Origin of the sequence: Ruminococcus sp. RTP21484sp1_RTP21281st1_A8_RTP21281_210402 (assembly GCF_040914025.1) — a bacterium.
GTDB classification, from domain to species: Bacteria; Bacillota; Clostridia; order Lachnospirales; family Lachnospiraceae; genus Blautia_A; species Blautia_A faecis.
Window position 1 is genome coordinate 1 of sequence record NZ_JBCPGE010000024.1, and the last position, 19,187, is coordinate 19,187.

The following is a 19,187-nucleotide window of genomic DNA, read 5'->3' on the forward strand; positions in this document are numbered from 1 at the left end:
GTCGCAGTTAGCAGTTAGTTCGCTGGAGCGTTGCGCCGGCGAGTGAGCAATCACCATTGTCCGAATGCGTCCGCCTTTAACAACTTTCAACACACTAAATAGTAATAAAATATACAGAAAAGAGGACACCCCATGAGCAAAGTAACCATAATCACCGGCGGTACATCTGGAATTGGAAGAGGGATTGCGGAGAAAATTCTGGAAAATTCTGCGTCGGACGATATTTTATATGTGAGCTATGGACATAACACGGAGCAGGCGGAGGAATTTCTTCATGCACAAACAGAGGAAAATCAGAAAAAAATCCGGTTGCTCCAGGCTGATATGTCATCCTATGATGAAATGATGAAATTTGTATCCCGGGTCAAAGAAGAAGCGAGCCATGTAGACTGGCTGATAAACAACGTAGGAATCAGCACCTATGCGAAATATGAAGATTACACTTTTGACGAATGGACCAAAATTGTGAATACTAACCTGTCTGTTCCGGTATTTCTGGTGAAAGAACTTCGCCCCATTATGAGCGAAGGTGGCAGCATTCTTTTTACCGGCTCCTACGCAGGACAGCAGGCTTATTCCTCATCCCTGGTGTATGGTGTCACCAAATCCGCCATTCATTTCCTTACCAAATCTCTGGTAAAAGAACTGGAACCAAAGCAGATCCGGGTCAATGCCATTGCCCCGGGATTTATTGAAACCAGCTGGCATAAGAACCGCACTCCGGAAAGCTATGAACGCATTAACCGTAAGATTGCACTTCACCGCTTTGGTGAGATCTCAGAAGTGGCAGATATGGCATACGAAGTTCTGAAAAATGGATACATGAATGGAAGCGTTGTAGACATTCATGGCGGATATGACTATTTCTAAAAAGAATCCTGTGATCTGATTCCAAATAAAAAATCTGTATCAGGATTATATTCGCGAAGTGATTAACAAAAACAAAATTCACAAATATAGTTCGGGATTTTTCTAAATATAAAATTTCTGGAATTAATTGATTTTAAGAAGATAGTGTGCTAAAGTATTTATAATGTTGTGCGAAAACGAGGAGAAAACATTGCACAAAAGTGATGAAAAATACCAGGCTTACGTAAAAATCCTAGAGGAAGAACTGGTTCCTGCAATGGGATGTACCGAACCCATTGCCATTGCCTATGCAGGCGCAGTGGCGAGAAAAACTTTAGGTAATCTGCCGGAACAGCTGGATATTAAAGTAAGTGGAAATATTATCAAAAATGTAAAAAGCGTCATCGTTCCCAATACTGGCGGCATGAGGGGAATTGCAGCTGCTCTGTGCGCGGGTGTGATCGCAGGCGATGCGGAAGCGCTCCTTGAAGTAATTGCAAGAGTAACATCCGGTCAGAAGGAAGAAATCAAGTCCTACATGGATCAGGTGAAACCTAGGATCACTCCGGCATCCACCGGGCATGTATTTGAAATCGATCTGACCGTAACCAAAGGTACTGAAACGGCCCGTGTCCGCATTGTAGATACGCACACCAACATCATCCTTATTGAGAAAAACGGCCAGCCTGTTTTCCGGAAAGATGTCTGTTCAGGTAAGGAAGAGAAAAAGACCGACCATTCCATATTAAACATAGAAGACATTATCGACTTTGCCAACACTGTTGACACAGAAGATGTAAAGGAGGTTCTGGAGCGTCAGATCCGTTACAATACAGCCATTTCTGAGGAGGGACTTCGTGGAAACTATGGAGCAAACATCGGAAAAGTCCTTCTTCACACCTACGGCGACAATATTAAGATCCGTGCCAGAGCCAAGGCAGCAGCCGGTTCCGATGCCCGAATGAATGGCTGCGAGCTTCCTGTGGTGATCAACTCCGGAAGCGGCAATCAGGGCATGACTGCCAGCATTCCGGTCATTGAATTTGCCAGAGAGTTGCAGGTTTCCCATGACAAATTGCTTCGCGCCCTGGTGCTTTCCAATCTTGTAACCATTCATCTGAAGACGGGAATCGGAACTCTTTCTGCCTATTGCGGTGCAGTAAGTGCAGGCTGCGGAAGCGGTGCAGGAATTGCTTATCTCTACGGCGGCGATTATGAAGTAATTGCACATACAATCGTGAATTCCCTGGCAATTGTTTCCGGAATCATCTGTGACGGAGCGAAAGCCTCCTGCGCAGCCAAGATTTCAGCAGCAGTCGATGCCGGAATCATGGGCTATGAAATGTACATACAGGGACAGCAGTTCTATGGCGGTGATGGAATCGTTACCCACGGTGTGGAAAATACCATCCGGAACGTGGGACAGCTGGCGAAGGAAGGTATGTGCGAAACGGATAAAGAGATTATCCGGATTATGGTAGAGCGTGGTTGAAAAAGGCTTTCTGCAAGATGTGCGCCACAATTTGCGGGAGCTTGCGGAAATACTTTTTCAAACAGGTTCTAGGAAAAGGAGATGAAGGGAAAACACTATGAAGTGGAAATACATATTAAAAAGAATACTGATTGCCATTCCCACTTTTTTCGGAATTACCATATTGGCCTATTTTATTCTGAATATGGCGCCTGGTTCACCGCTGGATGCACTTCTGGCAGATCCGGGAATTACTCCGGCAGAGCTGGAACGTAAGAGAGTGGCACTTGGACTGGATCAGCCGGTGATCATTCAGTATTTTACCTGGCTGAAACAATTGCTTACGGGAAATCTGGGATTTTCCTACAGCACCCAGAGACCGGTGGCAGCGATGATACTGGAGCGTCTTCCGGCTACTGCGATTCTGGCAGCAAGCTCCATTGTACTGTCATTGATCGTATCCATTCCTCTTGGAATCTTTGCTGCCTCCAGGCCGAATTCAGGAAGAGATTACTTTTCCGGCGGTCTGTCTATGCTGATGATGGCGACTCCGAACTTCTTTGTAGGACTGGTATTTATTTATCTGTTCGCCATTGTGTTTAACATTCTGCCATCAGGAGGAATGTACAGCTCAAGCGGAGCTCATACATTCGGAGATCTGATGAAGCACATGATCCTGCCTTGTCTGGTCCTTTCCTTTCAGCAGATTGGAGGATGGGTAAGGCACATGCGAAGCAGTATGCTGGAAGTTATGCAGGACGACTACATTCGTACCGCCAAGTCCAAAGGTCTTACCAAATGGAAAGTGATCATGAAGCACGCCTTGAAAAATGCCCTTACACCGGTCGTTACAGTTGTGGGAATGTCCATTCCTTCTATTGTAGGCGGTGCAGTTGTAACCGAGCAGGTTTTCGGATGGCCGGGAATTGGTTCTCTTATGGTAACAGCAATCAACGGACGAGACTACCCGGTTATTATGGGAATCACGGTTATGATAGCGGCAGCGGTTCTTATTGCGAATATTCTCACTGATGTTGCATACGGAATTCTGGATCCGAGAATCAGCTATAAATAAGGGAGGATAGAAGACAGAAATGAAAAAACAGAAAAACGAAAATGTAAGCTATCTTTCCGAGGTACTTGATAAACTGAAAGAACACAAAATGGCTATGGTAGGTCTGGTGGTCCTGATCGTGGAAATCCTGATGGTGGTTTTTCTTCCCATGATCCTGAAACTGGATCCTTATACTTCAGATTACACTGCCTTTTCTGCAGCTCCGGGAGGAGCGCACATCCTTGGAACTGATGCTATCGGGCGTGATGTTTTTGCCCGTCTGATGTATGGCGGAAGAACTTCTCTGCTGGTTGGTTTTGTTTCCACACTGATCAGCTGCGTAATCGGAGTTCCTCTTGGCCTGGTTGCTGGTTATGCCAGAGGAAAGGCAGAAGCAGTTATTATGCGAATTGCAGATATTTTTATGTCTTTTCCATCAATTGTGCTGATCCTGGTACTGGTTGCAGTTCTTGGACCGTCTGTCTGGTCTGTAACCTGTGTCATTGGTGTGCTCGGCTGGACACAGTTTGCCAGACTGATCTATGCAAATGTACTTTCCGTATCCGAGAAAGAATATGTAGAATCTGCAAGGGCAATTGGTACCTCCAATTTCAAGATCGTGACAAAGTATGTTCTTCCAAACTCTTTTGCCCCGATCCTGATCGCAATCACATTCCAGATGGCGAGTGCCATCCTTTCTGAATCATCGTTAAGCTTCCTTGGCATGGGTGTACAGCCGCCGGGAGCAAGCTGGGGAAATATGCTCTACGATGCGCAGTCCATTACTGTGCTTTCCCAGAAGCTGTGGATCTGGCTTCCGCCGGGACTTGCACTTCTGATCACGGTGTTAAGTATTAATTTTCTGGGCGACGGCATCCGCGATGCGCTGGATCCGAAAATCAAACTGTAATGTCTCAGGATCATGAAGGTCTTGATGCAAGGCCGGACAGTCCGTTGACATAAGATTGGTTCCGGGAGTTTCCCGGACTGATTTGCTTCACAAAACCTGTCAGAGAAAAAACATCCCTGACAAAAGAAAAAGGAGGAGACCTATGAAATTCAACATGAAAAAGGCTGCAGCGCTCCTGCTTGCAGGAAGCATGGTAGCAGGTTATGCTGTTCCGGCTGCTGCTGAGGCAGAGGAAAAAGTAGTAACAGCTGCTATGGACCAGGCATGGGATACCATGATGCCGCTGAACACCACAAGCAACTACACCCGTTTTATCTGTGACCAGATTTATGACCGCCTGACACAGACAAACGCAGACGGTTCCATTGAGGGACGCCTTGCTGAGTCCTGGACTGTAAACGATGCCAGTGACGCAGTTACCTTTAAGCTTCATGAAGACGCAGTATGGTCTGATGGTGAGCCGGTTACAGCAGAGGACGTTGTATTCAGCTACCAGATGTATTCTGATCCGTCTGTAGAGGCAAAGAGCCGTTATCACCTGGAGTACATTGCCGGTGTGGATGATTCCGGAGCAGAGCTTTCCGAGGATTCTATCGAAGTAACTGCAGACAGCGATTATGAAGTAACCTTCAAATTAAAAGAGGCTATGTATCCTGATACATTCCTGCAGGATATCGACACTGTTTTCATCATCCCGAAACATATATTTGAAGGAAAAACAGCAGAAGAGATCAATGCTCCTGACCTTTGGGCAAATCCGGTAGGTTCCGGCCCATTCATCTATGACAGTGAGATCAATGGTGAGCGTATGGAGTTCACAAAGAACGAAAACTACTATCTTGGAACTCCAAATATTGACCGTCTGATCATCCGTGTAGTACCGTCTGCAAACGTTCTTTCCGGTCTTATGAACGGCGAGCTTGATTTGATCGGATTCGGTTCCGTACTGACTGATGACTGGGAAACAGCCAAGTCCCAGGATAACCTGGTAACAGAGTCTGTTCCTACCACTTCCTATACCACTCTGATCTTCAATACTCAGAAGGAATATCTTACTCAGGAAGTTCGCCAGGCACTGAATATGGCAATCAACCGTGACGTACTGGTAAATGGTCTTCTTATGGGAGAGGGAACTCCGATCATGACCCCGATCGCACCGGTAAGCCCATACTACAATGACAAAGTTCAGGTTCAGTACGATCCTGAAAAAGCAAAAGAGATGCTTGCAGAAGCAGGCTTCCCGGCTGGACAGACACTGAAATTTTTCATCTCCTCTGGAAGCAGCATTACCGAGAGATGTGCAGCCCTGATCGTACAGGATTTTGCAAATGTCGGTGTAAATGTAGAAATTGAGCAGATGGACTTTGCAACTCTGATGAGCCGTATGCTTGACGGCGAGCATGATCTTGGAATCATTGGTTCCGGCGGAACTCTTGACCCAAGTGAGAGCCGTGAAATGATTTATCCGGAAAGCTCCTGCAACTTCTGCCAGCTTCAGGATACAGAGCTTTCTGACCTGATCGACAAAGGAAACGCAGAGCTTACTTTTGAAGCAAGAAAACCATACTTCGATGAGTATCAGGAAAAGGTTGTAGAAAAAGCAGCTATGGGCTACTTATATACAAAGAACCTTCTTACCGCTTACAACAAGAGCATGAAGAACCTGAACGTTGCAGACTTTAATTGTCTGAACTGGTCTTCCTGGGAGTGGGATAAAGAGTAATAAAAATGGGAAACAGGACAAAAGCGGATAAAGCTTTTGATCCTGGAACCCGCCAAATATGAGAGAAAAGACTCTCATGTCTGGCGGATTTCAGGAGCTGTGAAAGAATCACAGTGAGTTAATTAAGAGAAAAAGGAGTACAGCTATGGCATCTTTACTTTCAGTAGAGAATTTACAGGTACAGTTTCAGACAAAAAAAGGCATTAACACAGCCGTTGACGGTGTAAGCTTTTCTGTAGAAAAAGGCAGGATCCTCGGAATTGTAGGAGAGTCCGGATGCGGAAAAAGTGTCACATCCATGTCTATCCTTCAGCTTCTTGGAAGCAACGCCCGGATTTCCGGCGGCAGCATCAAACTGGATGGAAAAGAACTGATAGGGCTTCCGGAGAAAGAGATGTGCAGGATCCGCGGAAATGATATTGCCATGATCTTTCAGGATCCAATGACTGCCCTGAATCCGACTCTGACTATTGGAACCCAGCTGATGGAACCAATTATGCTCCACCAGAACTGCGGCAAAAAGGAAGCCTGGACAAGAGCTGTGGACGTTCTGAAAAGAGTTGGAATCGCAGCGCCGGAGAAGCGGATGAAGGAATATCCGCATCAGCTTTCTGGCGGTATGCGCCAGCGAGTGATGATCGCCATGGCAGTATCCTGCGAGCCAAGACTTCTTATTGCAGATGAGCCTACCACAGCCCTGGACGTAACCATCCAGGCACAGATCCTGGAGCTGATGTGTGAGCTCAGGGAAAAAATGGGAACAGCCATTATGCTGATTACCCATGATATGGGGGTAGTAGCAGAGACCGCAGACGATGTGCTTGTTCTTTATGCAGGAAAAGCAGTAGAATACGGCAGCATTGAGGATATTTTTGAAAGACCGAAGCATCCTTACACACAGGGACTTTTGAACTCTATTCCCCGCCTTGATGAGGATGTAGAGCTGCTGAATACCATTGAGGGCACCGTTCCGGCACCGGACGCCATGCCTGCAGGCTGCAGATTTGCTCCCCGATGTCCTTACGGAAAAGACCGCTGCATGAAAGAAAAACCAGGCGTTTACCATGCTGGAAATTCTCTGGTAAGCTGCTTCAGATACGAGGGTGAGAAATAATGAGTGAGAACACAGGAATCTTATTGGAAACAAAGGATTTATCCAAATATTTTACGGCAAAAAAAGGGCTTCTGAACCGTAATCCATCTGTAGTAAAAGCAGTAGACCATGTAAGTCTTTCTGTGAGAAAGGGTGAGACACTGGGCCTGGTCGGAGAGTCCGGCTGCGGAAAATCCACTCTGGGAAGAACTATTCTCCGCCTGATCCCGGCAACAGAGGGCCAGGTTATGTACAATGGGGAAGACATCCTTACCTATGATAAGAAAAAAATGTGGGAAATGCGCCGGAAGCTGCAGATTATTTTCCAGGATCCATATAGCTCCCTGAATCCCAGAATGACCGTTTATGATCTGATCAGTGCCCCTCTTGAGGTGTATAAAGTGGGGACTAAGGAAGAACGCAGGGAAATGGTGGAAGAGATCCTTCAGGAGGTTGGACTGGATAAACAGTATCTGAATCGTTTTCCTCACGAGTTTTCAGGCGGTCAGAGGCAGCGAATCGGAATTGCAAGGGCACTGATCCTGAATCCGGAATTTGTTGTCTGTGATGAGGCAGTTTCCGCACTGGACGTATCTGTCCGCGCGCAGGTGCTGAATCTTATGAGAAATATGCAGCAGAAGAAAAATCTGACCTACCTGTTTATCTCCCATGACCTGAGTGTAGTCCGCCATATCAGTGACAGAATTGCAGTTATGTATCTTGGAAGTGTGGTTGAGGTTGCAGAAAAAGCCCAGCTTTATTCCAATCCGATGCACCCCTATACAAAAGCTCTTCTTTCTGCAATCCCGCTTCCAGATGTGAAGAAGAAACGTCAGCGTATCATTCTGGAGGGTGACGTGCCAAGTGCCTACAATCCACCGTCAGGATGCAAATTCCATACCCGCTGTCCCTATGCAACAGACCGCTGCAGGCAGGAAGCTCCTGTGCTTCAGGAGGTGGAAAAGGGGCATAAAGCAGCCTGCCACAGGGCTTTGGAGCTTGCCTGAAAATTTATTTCCTGCAATCTGCAGGCTCCGCAAATTGTGACGTACATTTTGTAGAAAGCCTTTTTAAACATGTTCTGGAGTCTGCTGAATAATTACATATCAGGAAGGATACTACCGGTTTCCAAAGAATTCCATTAAAGGGATATCTTCGGGAAACCGGTATTTTTTTAAGCTATTTTTGTTTAATTTGACGTTGTTTTCGTTGCTTTATTGAAAAATATTTCATTTTTTGCTAAATTATATATAAATATGGAGTATTCTGATTTTGTTTAGAAATACTCCAAAATTTCGAAAGGGGATGGAATGGTGGAAAACAGAAATAACAGGTTGCTGAATGCGAAATTAAACAAGTATATCGTTCCAGGTATTATGATGTCGCTGGCACTTCAGCTTGGAAACATTGTGGACACTATCTTTGTAAGTAATTTAATTGGTGTAGAAGCAATGTCCGCAGTCACAATGAGTCTTCCGGTTGAAACGATAGTTCAGCTTACCGGTTACTGTCTGGGTGTGGGAGGTTCCATAGCCGCAGGAAATATGCTTGGTAAACGTGACAAAGAAGGGGCTTCGAGATTGTTTTCGGCCACTTTTATTGTCACACTCGTGGTGGGACTGCTGTTTTCTCTTATTGCATTTCCTGCTGCAGGACCTATTGCCAGATTTCTGGTATCCGGAGACGGAGTTTTGACAACTTATACAAGAGACTATATCCGCATTAGCATGTTAGGTGCACCGGTAATCGGAATCGGTCTGATGATGGTAAACTACCTTGGGGTGGAAAACCATCCGGAGCTTGCTTCTGTTTATCTGATCGCAGCCAATGTGATAAATCTTGTGCTGGATTACATATTTCTTAGATTTACACCACTTGGAGTTACAGGTGCATCCTTATCAACGGTACTTGGCTTTCTTTTTGCCATGGTGGTTTTCCTTTTCTATATTCGCTCAGATAAGAGGAATATCAGTTTCGTGCGGCTGAATGCAAAGGATTTCGGAATCGTGAAGGAGGCAGTGATTACAGGTGTGCCCATGCTTGTTTTCATGGCAACCAATTTTGTAAAAGCCCTTGGTCTGAACACCATCATTATGAATCAGATCGGGGAAGACGGAATGGCAGTATTTACGGTCTGCGACAATGTTTTGCTGATCGTGGAAATGCTTACAGGCGGAATCATTGGCGTAATTCCTAATGTTGCAGGAATTCTTTTTGGAGAAAAAGACTATGTGGGAATCCGTGTCCTGTGCAAAAAAATGCTGAAATACAGCTACATCGTGCTGGCAGTCATATTCGTTCTGATCATGCTGTTTACAGAACAGATCACCATTATGTTCGGAGGCGGCGGAGAGCTGGGACGGGAGATGGTTCATGCACTGCGTATTTTTGCTTTATGTGTAGTGCCTTATCTCTGGAATAAATTTACCGTAAGCTATTATGAATCTATTGAAGAGACTGCAATTGCAAGCTTTGTTACCTTCCTTGAAAACGCAGTGGCAGTTCTTCCTGCAACATTTATAGGAATTTCTATCTGGAAACAGATTGATGGAATCGGTACAAATGGAATTGGTGCTGCATTTGTTGCCACAGAGATCATAACCTTGATCGCAGCCTGGATTTTCCGAAAGATCAAACACAAAAATTCTACTTTTTATATTGTTCCGGACCAAAATCCCGGAATCAATTTTGATTTTTCCATTAAGAGCACCATGGAAGAAGCTGGCGCGGTTAACAGAAAAATCCTGGAGTTCTGCAAGGAAAACGGTGTATCCGGAAACAGAGCCAATCTTGCTGCCGTGTGTGCAGAAGAAATGACTGTGAATATCATTAAATTTGGTGGAAAAACTTCCAACTGGATCGACATCAATCTTTGCCTGGAGGATGACATTTGCCAGTTAAGGATAAGAGACAACGGAGTGAATTTTAATCCGTTGGAATACAGCTATGACCATGAGGAGTTTGATATCCATGGAATTGAGCTGGTGAAAAAGATTTCAAAATCAATGGATTATATCCGCGCAATTGATATGAATAATACTATAATATCATTTTAGGAGGTGCAGGAAATGTCTGACATTAACGAAAAGAGCAATTTTGTTTTTGAATTTCAGCCTGTGACAAAGCTGTTTGAAGAGCAGGTGCGGCTTCATCCTGACAAATGTGCTGTAGCTTCCAGCAAGGAAAGCTTTACCTACGCACAGCTGAATGAAAGAGCAAACAGAATTGCGAATTCTCTTATTGAAAAAGGCGTTGGCTGTGAAAAAATCGTAGGTGTGGTACTGGAGCGCTGCTGTGACTTTTACGCAGTCCGTCAGGGTATTTTGAAGGCTGGTGGTGCATTTGCTGTCGCAGCCCCGGATTATCCCGATGACCGTGTGCAGTTCATTTTTGAAGATGCAGGAGTTCCCTTTATTATCACCACAAAGGAAATCGCGAAGGACCGCCAGGAGCTGTTTTCCAGGCTTTCCTGTACGGTGCTTCTGCTTGAAGAATTGCTGGAAAATCCAAATGCCGGGAACCCGGATACCAGGATTAAGGAACATGATCTTTGCTACTGTATTTACACCTCCGGTTCCACGGGAAAACCAAAAGGTGTTATGATCGAGCATATCAACCTTGCCAATTTTGTAAATCCTAATCCAAAGAATGCAGAAACCTATGGCTATGTAAGCAGGGGAAGCGTTTCCCTTTCCATGGCAGCCATGACATTTGATGTTTCGGTGCTTGAGGAATTTCTCCCTCTCACCAATGGAATGACCGCAGTGATCGCAAGCGATGAAGAGATCCTGAATCCCATTATGCTTGGAGATTTAATTGTAAAAAATAAAGTGGATATTATGACCACAACTCCTACCTATCTTTCCAATATGATCGATCTGCCCCAGCTTCAGGAAGCAGCTGCCCAGATCAAGGTATTTGACGTAGGAGCAGAAGCATTCCCGCCTGCACTTTTTGACAAGATCCACGCAGTAAACCCGGATGCTTATATTATGAACGGCTATGGACCAACCGAGACCACCATCAGCTGTACCATGAAGGTGATCACCGACAGCAAAAATATTACCATCGGAGAGCCAAACGGCAACGTTCAGGTGTACGTGGTTGACAAAGAGAACAGGATCCTTCCGGACGGAGAGACAGGAGAGCTTGTAATTGCAGGTCTTGGTGTAGGTCGGGGCTATATCAATCTGCCGGAGAAAACAGCAGAAGTTTTCATCACTCTCAACGGCGAAAGAGCCTATAAAACAGGAGATCTTGCAAAGATCACTCCAGATGGTGAGATCGAATTTTTCGGAAGAATTGACAATCAGATCAAGCTTCGCGGTCTCAGAATCGAGCTTGGTGAGATCGAGGAGGTTGTTAACAGCTTCGAAGGAATCATCACCAGTATTACAGTACCGGTGGATAATAAATATCTTTGCTGCTACTTTATGGCAGACCGTGAGATCGATGTTGAAGCGCTTACCGCTTATGCGTCAGAATCCCTGGCTCATTACATGGTTCCGGATGTTTTCATCCAGCTGGAAAAAATGCCTTTAACACAGAATGGCAAAATTGACAAAAAAGCATTGCCCAAGCCGGTGGCGCAGCCCAGAAATCTGAAAGAGCCGGAAAATCCAATGCAGAAGAAGATTTTTGACATTGTGGCAAAAGTAGTAGAAAACGACTTCTTCGGAATCGACACCAGCTTTTATAAGGCCGGTCTTTCCTCCATCAGTGCAATGAAGCTCTGCGTCCTGATCTCAGAGGAATTTGGTGTTACCGTAAAAACAAGCGATATCCACGAGAACAATACCGTGGAGAAGCTGGAAAAATATGTCATGCTGGCGCCGAAGCTCAGAACCTACGAAAAGAGAGAGGTTTATCCTCTTACCGGTTCCCAGAAGGGTATTTTTGCAGAGTGCAGCAAAAATCCTGAGAGTACCGTATACAATATCCCCTTCCTTTTTGAACTGGATCCTGCAGTGGATACCCGGAAATTATCCGATGCAATTGCCAGAATGGTAAGTGCCCATTCCTACCTGCTCACACAGGTATATCTTGATGATAATGGGGAGATGGTACAGCGCCCTGGAAATGAGACATTTGTGCCGGAAGTGATCGAGACCACAAATGAGAAATTTGCCAGCCAGAAGGAAAGCCTTGTACGTCCGTTTAAGCTGGAAAAAGGACGTCTCCTTCGTGTGGCAATTTATGTGACAGAAGATAAGAAATACCTCTTTACAGATTTCCACCATATTATTGCTGACGGCAACTCTTATGATATCATTTTCGAGGATATCAATAAGGCCTATATGGGTGAAAAACTGGAAAAAGAGTCCTATACCGGATTTGATGCGGCTCTTGACGAAGAACAGCAGATGAAAGAGGGCAAATACAAAAAAGCCGAGAAATATTATGACAGTATTTTTGAAGGAATTGAAACGGAATCCCTCCCAATGCCAGACCTGAATGGAAAAGCTCCTGAAAAAGGTTATCTGGAGAAGACCATGGGTCTGAAAGAAGAGGCCATTCTTTCCTATTGCGAGAAGCTGGGTGTTACCCCGAATATTTTATTTACAGGTCTGTTCGGCATCCTTATGGCAAAATACTCCAATGCAGAGGATAGTCTGTTTTCCACGATTTATAATGGACGAAACGATTCCAGGCTTGAAAACACAGTCTGCATGCTGGTAAAAACCCTTCCTGTTTATTGCAAATTCGACCCGAAGACCACCGTACAGGCGTATATGGCAGAGCTTTCCGAGCAGATGCTGTCCTCCATGGCAAACGATATTTTCCCATTTTCCGATATCTGTGCAAAATATGGGCTGAATTCGGATCTTACATTTGCATACCAGGCAGAGCTCAGTGACGATTATCCAATCGGAGACACCATTGCCAGAGGTCACGACCTTTCCCTGGATATGGCTAAAATGCCTCTGCTGATCCAGGTAAGAGAGTACAACCACACTTATGTGCTTACTGCAGAATACCGCAGCGACATGTACAGCCAGGCCTTTATTGACGGAATCCTGGATTCCTATGAAGCTGCCATGAGTTCTGCGCTGAAAACAAAATATGTTTCTGAAATCTCTGTTATCTCTCAGAGTGGGGTAAACAAGATCGCAGAATTCAATCATACAGAAAACGAATTTGACAGAAGCAAAACCATTTCCGACATGTTCGATGAACTGGCAGAGACCATTCCGGACCACACAGCAGTGGTATTTAAAGACCGGAAATATACCTATAAAGAACTGGACGAGCTCAGCGACAGGCTTGGAAAATATATTGCATCCCAGGGAATCGGCAGGGAGGATGTAGTCTCCATTCTGATCCCCCGCTGCGAATACATGGCCATCGCACCAATGGGCGTAATCAAAGCCGGTGCAGCATACCAGCCTCTTGATCCTACATATCCGAAAGACCGTCTGATGTACATGCTGGAAGATTCTGCTGCGAAGCTTTTGATTGCAGACAGAGAGCTTCTGCCACTGGTAGACGGCTATCAGGGACCTGTTTTATTTACAGATGAGATTCCGCAGCTGGAAGACCGTGATGTGGAACTTAAGAAGCCAGAGCTTCATGATCTGTTTATTTTACTGTACACTTCCGGCTCCACTGGTGTGCCCAAAGGCTGTATGCTGGAATATGGAAATATCACTGCATTCTGCCACTGGTACAAAAAGTATTACCAGGTAGATCACAGCTCCAAAATAGCAGCTTATGCGTCCTTTGGTTTTGATGCTTCCATGATGGACATTTACGGTGCAATTGCAAACGGTGCAGAGCTTCACATTATTCCGGAAGAAATCCGTCTTGATTTCATTGCACTTCAGCGTTATTTTGAAGAGAATGGCGTTACCCATTCCTTTATGACTACACAGGTGGGAAGACAGTTTGCGATGGAAATGAGCTGCGAGAGTCTGCAATATCTTTCCATAGGTGGAGAGAAGCTTGTTCCTATGGAACCGCCGAAGGATTATAAATTCTTTAATGCGTATGGTCCTACAGAGTGCACAATTTTTACAACTGTATTTGAAGTGGATAAATATTATTCAAATATTCCAATCGGAAAAGCGCTTGATAATTTCAAGCTTTATATAGCCGATAAGTTTGGTCATCTGCTTCCATACGGTGCCTGCGGTGAACTGATGATCTCCGGATGGCAGGTTTCCAGAGGCTATCTGAATAAACCGGAGAAAACTTCGGAAGTTTATACGAAGAATATTTATGACGATGCAGAAGGTTATGAAGTCCTGTATCATTCCGGTGATGTTGCCAGATATCTTCCAGATGGAAACATCCAGATCATTGGAAGAAAAGACTCCCAGGTTAAGGTCAGAGGCTTTAGAATTGAGCTTTCCGAGGTTGAGGAGGTCATAAGAAGATACGAAGGCATAAAGGATGCAACCGTAGTGGCTTTTGACGATCCAAATGGCGGCGGAAAATATATTGCAGCTTATGTAGTATCTGACGGTCAGGTTGACATAAATAAGTTAAATGATTTCATCAAAGAAACCAAGCCTCCATACATGGTTCCGGCAGTTACCATGCAGATCGACAAGATTCCGCTGAACCAGAATCAGAAGGTAAACAAAAAAGCCCTTCCACTGCCAGAGCGAAAAGTGGAAGAAATCGTGAAACCGGAGAATGAGACTCAGCAGAAGCTGTTTGACTGTATTGCTGAGGTTCTTGGCTATACCGAATTCGGCATTACCACAGATATTTACGAGGCAGGACTGACCTCTATCACTGCTATTAAGCTGAATATCCTTATTTCCAAAGCTTTTGACATTGTGATAAAAACATCTGACATCAAGGATCACCCAACCATTCAGATGTTAGAGAGCTTTGTGAAGACTGCCGGAAAAGAAACCAAGAGGGAAATCCAGGAAAATTATCCTCTCACTAATACTCAGGAGGGAATTTTCATCGAGTGTACAGCCAATATGGGATCCACCATTTACAACATTCCATATCTTCTGAAGCTTGACAAAAAGGTTGACCTGGATAAGCTGGCAGAAGCAATTGACAGCACCGTTGCAGCTCATCCTTACCTGAAAACCCGTCTCTTTATGAGCGACGAAGGAGAAGTCCTTCAGAAACGTAATGATGCTTTCACTTATAAGACGCAGATTATAAATGGAATGAACCGGGAAACTCTGGTTCGTCCGTACATGCTGTTTAATGAACAGCTTTTCCGCTTTGAGATTCACAGAACCTGTGATGGAAATTATCTGTTCCTTGACATTCATCATATTGTTGCAGATGGTACCTCCCTGGGCATTATCCTGAACGACATTAACAGGGCTTACAGCGGAGAAAAGCTGGAAGTGGAAGAGTATACTTCCTATGATCTGGCCCTTGATAACAGGGATGCTCTGGCAAGTGATGCTTATAAGAATGCAGAGAACTACTATAAATCCGTTTTTGAAAATGCGGGCGGAAGCATCAACTTCTATCCAGACAAGAGCGGAGCAGCTCCAACCGCAGAGATGTATCATCGTGAGACCAGTGAGTTCTCCGTACAGGACGTGAAGGCATTCTGTAAGAAGCACGGAATTACAGAGAATGTATTCTTTATCTCTGCTTTTGGTATTACTCTTGGAAAATACAATTTCAGGAAGGATGCGGTATTTACCACTATTTACCACGGCAGAAACGATTCCAGACTTTCCGATACCGTGGGTATGCTGGTAAAGACTCTTCCCGTTTACTGTGATTTCTCAGGAAGCACTGCGGATTGCCTGAATGCTGTCCAGCAGCAGCTGATTAATTCCATGAACAACGATATTTATCCGTTCTCCCAGATCAGCCATGAGTTCAACATCAAGGCAGATGCCATGGTGATCTATCAGGGCGACAACTTCGCCTTTGATAATATCGGCGGGGAATATGCGCAGGAAGAACCTGTTCAGCTGAATGCGGCAAAGGCACCTGTTTCCATCAGTATTTCAATTGAGAGAAATAAGTTTGTCTTTGAGATTGAGTACAGAGGCGACATGTACAACGAGGAAACCATCAAATACCTTGCAGATAACCTGGAAACAACGGCAGATGGAATCCTGAGAGAATACGAGCCGGCAGACATCAGACTGATGTTTGAGGAAGAAACCAAAATGGAAGATGATCCTTCCCATGCCGGAAAGACCTTTGTAGACCTGTTCAGGGAAGCTGTTGCAAAATATCCGGACAGACCGGCGGTAAAAGACGGAATGGGCGAGCTTACCTATAAAGAACTGGACCATATGTCAGATTATGTTGCTCAGAAGCTTACGGAAAATGGCTTTGGCAGGGAAAAGGTTGCAGGTATTCTGTGCGGAAGAACAAAGGAATATGCCGTAGCTTATATCGGTGTTATGAAAGCCGGCGGTGCGTATGTTCCATTGGATCCGGAATATCCGCAGAGCAGAATTGAGTACATGCTGAAGGATTCCGAGGCAGAAAACCTGCTTGTAATAGACCGTTACCGCAGTCTGGTAGGCTTCTACGACCAGAATGTGATCAGCCTGGATGACGTGGCAGCAGAATCCAAAGACTTTGCACTTTCTGTAGAGCTCACAGCTCCGAAACCAGAGAACCTGGCTTATATGATCTACACATCCGGTTCCACCGGAAAACCAAAAGGTGTTATGCTTGAACAGCGGAACCTGCTGAACCTGATCGAGTATATCCTTATGACAAGAAAACTGACACCAGATGATATTGTGGCAGAGTTTGCAAGCTTCTGCTTCGATGCATCCGTGATTGACCTGTTTGCTCCGCTTACTGCAGGCGCGGTACTGTACATTTTGCCAGAGAGCATACGAAAAGATGCAGTTGCTGTTGGAAAATTTATAAAAGAAGAAAAAATTACCACAGCTACCTTCCCAACCCAGATGGGCGAGCTGGTTGCAGAGCTTCTTGACGATGCTCCGAGCCTGAAATTTGTCACCCTGGGTGGTGAGAAGTTCAAATATTACCGGGATAGAACTTACCAGATGATCAATGGCTACGGTCCAACGGAGAATACTGTTTCCTCCACAGAGTTCTGGGTTGACAAACAGTACGACAACATCCCGATCGGTAAGTCACAGCGGAATATCCGCAGCTACATTGTGGACGAAAATATGAAACGGCTTCCGGTAGGCGCTTCTGGTGAGCTTTGCCATGCCGGACGTCAGATTGCAAGAGGATATCACAATCTTCCTGAGAAGACGGCTTCCGTATTTGTGGAAAATCCGTTCTCCGTATGCGAAGAGGACAAACGTCTTTACAGAACCGGTGATATGGTCCGCATGAAAGGTGACGGAAATATTGAATATATCGGAAGAATCGATTCCCAGGTAAAAATCAGAGGATATCGTATTGAGCTTGGTGAGATCGAGGGTGCCCTTCTGAAGCATGATCTGGTGAAGAATGCGGCTGTTATTGTAATTGAAAAAGGTGGAAACAAATATATCACAGCTTATTATACTGGTGAAACCATTCCGGAAGATGAGCTGAAGCTGTTCCTGAACCCGCTGATTCCGGATTACATGATGCCGTCCTTCTTTGTCCATCTTGAGAAAATGCCGGTGACTCCTGGCGGAAAGATTGACAAAAAGGCACTTCCGGTACCAGAAGTAACCACCACAGCAAGCACAGCCTATGTGGAGCCTGTTACTGCTGTCCAGATTAAACTTTGCGAGATATTTGAAAAAGCACTTGGCATTGAAAAAGTAGGAATTGAGGATAACTTCTTCGAACTTGGAGGCTCCTCACTTACTGCATCGAAAGTTGCTGTTATGTGCCTTTCCAAGAATATTTCCATTGTATATGCGGACATTTTCAAATATCCGACTATCCGTGAGCTTTCTGCAATCGTGGATAACAGTGAAGCATTTGAAAATCCGCAGAGCGAGAATGAATTCTCCAGCTATAACTATAACCGGATCCAGAGCGTGATCAGCGGAAATGTGGAAGAAAACGTAAACCAGGTGACAAAGGAAGAAATTGGTGATATCATGATTACAGGTGCAACTGGCTTCCTGGGAATTCATGTTCTGAAGTCCTATCTGGATAATTATGACGGCAAGGTTTACTGCCTGGTACGTAAGGGAAAATATGAGTCCATGGAGAAACGAATGATGCATATGTTGATGTATTACTTCGATAATCCATGCCAGGAACTGTTTGGAGAGCGTATTATCTGTGTGGACGGCGATATTACCTCGAAAGAACAGGTGGAGAAATTTGCAGATTACAAATTTAACACCATTATTAACTGCGCAGCCTGCGTAAAGCATTTTGCAGCTGGTGATGTACTGGAGAAGATAAATGTACACGGAGTGGAAAATCTGATTGAATTCTGTAAAAATAGTGGACGCAGACTGATCCAGATTTCTACTGTTTCTGTTGCCGGAGAAGGTTCCGATGGTGTTCCGCCAATGTCCAGAGTCTTTAATGAAAACGATCTGTATATTGGACAGAACATCACAAATGAATATATCCGCACAAAATTCCTTGCAGAGAGAGCTGTACTGGAAGCTGTTTCCAGTGGGCTTGACGGAAAGGTTATCCGTGTAGGAAATCTGATGAGCCGAAATTCAGATGGTGAATTCCAGATCAACTTTATTACAAACGGATTCCTGCGAAGCCTGAGAGGATATGAGGCAGTTGGTAAATTCCCAATTGGGGCTATGCACGAAGTTACAGAATTTTCACCAATTGATTCTACTGCACTTGCAGTGTTGAAACTGGTGCAGACAGACCGGAGATTTACCGTATTCCACGCCTGCAACAGCCATCATATCTATATGGCGGATCTGATCTATGCAATGCGGAGCCATGGATTTGACATTGACATTGTAAGTGATGAAGAGTTTGAGGCTGCAGTAAAAGAATTTGCAAAGAACAGTGATGATTCGGATGTTGTTTCCGGACTGATCGCGTATACGGCTCATAATGAAAATGAGATCTATACCCTGGATTACAGCAACCGGTTTACAGCACAGGTTCTTTACAGACTGGATTACAAATGGCCGGTTACAGATGACAGATATCTGGAAAGCGCTATTGAGGCACTTGACAGACTTGCATTCTTTGATTGATTTACGCAACTTAAAGGAGGAAATTGTA

General features: G+C 44.8%; 9 protein-coding genes and 1 pseudogene. 9 read left to right on the plus strand and 1 reads right to left on the minus strand.

Annotation, left to right across the window (positions count from 1 at the left end):
• Positions 1-132: 132 nt before the first annotated feature.
• Positions 133-870 (plus strand): SDR family NAD(P)-dependent oxidoreductase, encoded by a 738-nt coding sequence (locus tag AB5170_RS12405; RefSeq protein WP_195590132.1) that lies wholly within the window; start codon positions 133-135, stop codon positions 868-870.
• A 190-nt stretch (positions 871-1,060) separates the two neighbouring features.
• The gene (locus AB5170_RS12410) at positions 1,061-2,341 is read left to right on the plus strand and encodes a serine dehydratase subunit alpha family protein (protein WP_173771277.1); all 1,281 of its coding nucleotides are present in this window, start codon (positions 1,061-1,063) and stop codon (positions 2,339-2,341) included.
• A 5-nt stretch (positions 2,342-2,346) separates the two neighbouring features.
• Here the strand turns inward: AB5170_RS12410 and AB5170_RS12415 are convergent.
• Positions 2,347-2,406 (minus strand): annotated as a pseudogene (locus AB5170_RS12415) (hypothetical protein); the annotation flags it as partial.
• A 32-nt stretch (positions 2,407-2,438) separates the two neighbouring features.
• Here AB5170_RS12415 and AB5170_RS12420 point away from each other — a divergent pair.
• The 7 genes from AB5170_RS12420 to AB5170_RS12450 all read left to right on the plus strand — a co-directional run bounded on the left by AB5170_RS12420 (position 2,439) and on the right by AB5170_RS12450 (position 19,159).
• Positions 2,439-3,395 carry an ABC transporter permease gene (locus tag AB5170_RS12420; RefSeq protein WP_118577950.1) on the plus strand — a complete coding sequence of 319 codons (957 nt, stop codon included), beginning with the start codon at positions 2,439-2,441 and terminating at the stop codon, positions 3,393-3,395.
• A gap of 19 nt (positions 3,396-3,414) precedes the next feature.
• Positions 3,415-4,284: an oligopeptide ABC transporter permease gene (opp4C, locus tag AB5170_RS12425; protein ID WP_195590131.1), complete on the plus strand. Its 870-nt coding sequence runs from the start codon at positions 3,415-3,417 to the stop codon at positions 4,282-4,284.
• 142 nt (positions 4,285-4,426) lie between these two features.
• On the plus strand, positions 4,427-6,007 hold the full coding sequence (locus AB5170_RS12430) for an ABC transporter substrate-binding protein (protein ID WP_148463506.1): 1,581 nt from the start codon (positions 4,427-4,429) through the stop codon (positions 6,005-6,007).
• A gap of 145 nt (positions 6,008-6,152) precedes the next feature.
• The gene (locus AB5170_RS12435) at positions 6,153-7,121 is read left to right on the plus strand and encodes an ABC transporter ATP-binding protein (protein WP_118577947.1); all 969 of its coding nucleotides are present in this window, start codon (positions 6,153-6,155) and stop codon (positions 7,119-7,121) included.
• The gene (locus tag AB5170_RS12440) at positions 7,121-8,107 is read left to right on the plus strand and encodes an ABC transporter ATP-binding protein (protein ID WP_148463505.1); all 987 of its coding nucleotides are present in this window, start codon (positions 7,121-7,123) and stop codon (positions 8,105-8,107) included. The genes AB5170_RS12435 and AB5170_RS12440 overlap by 1 nt, the downstream gene beginning before the upstream one ends.
• Before the next feature lie 303 nt (positions 8,108-8,410).
• On the plus strand, positions 8,411-10,156 hold the full coding sequence (locus tag AB5170_RS12445; protein ID WP_202030773.1) for an MATE family efflux transporter: 1,746 nt from the start codon (positions 8,411-8,413) through the stop codon (positions 10,154-10,156).
• A 12-nt stretch (positions 10,157-10,168) separates the two neighbouring features.
• Positions 10,169-19,159 carry an amino acid adenylation domain-containing protein gene (locus AB5170_RS12450; RefSeq protein ID WP_368361426.1) on the plus strand — a complete coding sequence of 2,997 codons (8,991 nt, stop codon included), beginning with the start codon at positions 10,169-10,171 and terminating at the stop codon, positions 19,157-19,159.
• Positions 19,160-19,187: the final 28 nt, after the last annotated feature.

Excerpts from the sequence above, each read along its gene's own strand:
- AB5170_RS12405 (WP_195590132.1), top strand. The coding sequence starts at position 133 with ATGAGCAAAGTAACCATAATCACCGGCGGTACATCTGGAATTGGAAGA.
- AB5170_RS12420 (WP_118577950.1), top strand. The coding sequence starts at position 2,439 with ATGAAGTGGAAATACATATTAAAAAGAATACTGATTGCCATTCCCACT.
- opp4C (WP_195590131.1), top strand. The coding sequence starts at position 3,415 with ATGAAAAAACAGAAAAACGAAAATGTAAGCTATCTTTCCGAGGTACTT.
- AB5170_RS12430 (WP_148463506.1), top strand. The coding sequence starts at position 4,427 with ATGAAATTCAACATGAAAAAGGCTGCAGCGCTCCTGCTTGCAGGAAGC.
- AB5170_RS12435 (WP_118577947.1), top strand. The coding sequence starts at position 6,153 with ATGGCATCTTTACTTTCAGTAGAGAATTTACAGGTACAGTTTCAGACA.
- AB5170_RS12440 (WP_148463505.1), top strand. The coding sequence starts at position 7,121 with ATGAGTGAGAACACAGGAATCTTATTGGAAACAAAGGATTTATCCAAA.
- AB5170_RS12445 (WP_202030773.1), top strand. The coding sequence starts at position 8,411 with ATGGTGGAAAACAGAAATAACAGGTTGCTGAATGCGAAATTAAACAAG.
- AB5170_RS12450 (WP_368361426.1), top strand. The coding sequence starts at position 10,169 with ATGTCTGACATTAACGAAAAGAGCAATTTTGTTTTTGAATTTCAGCCT.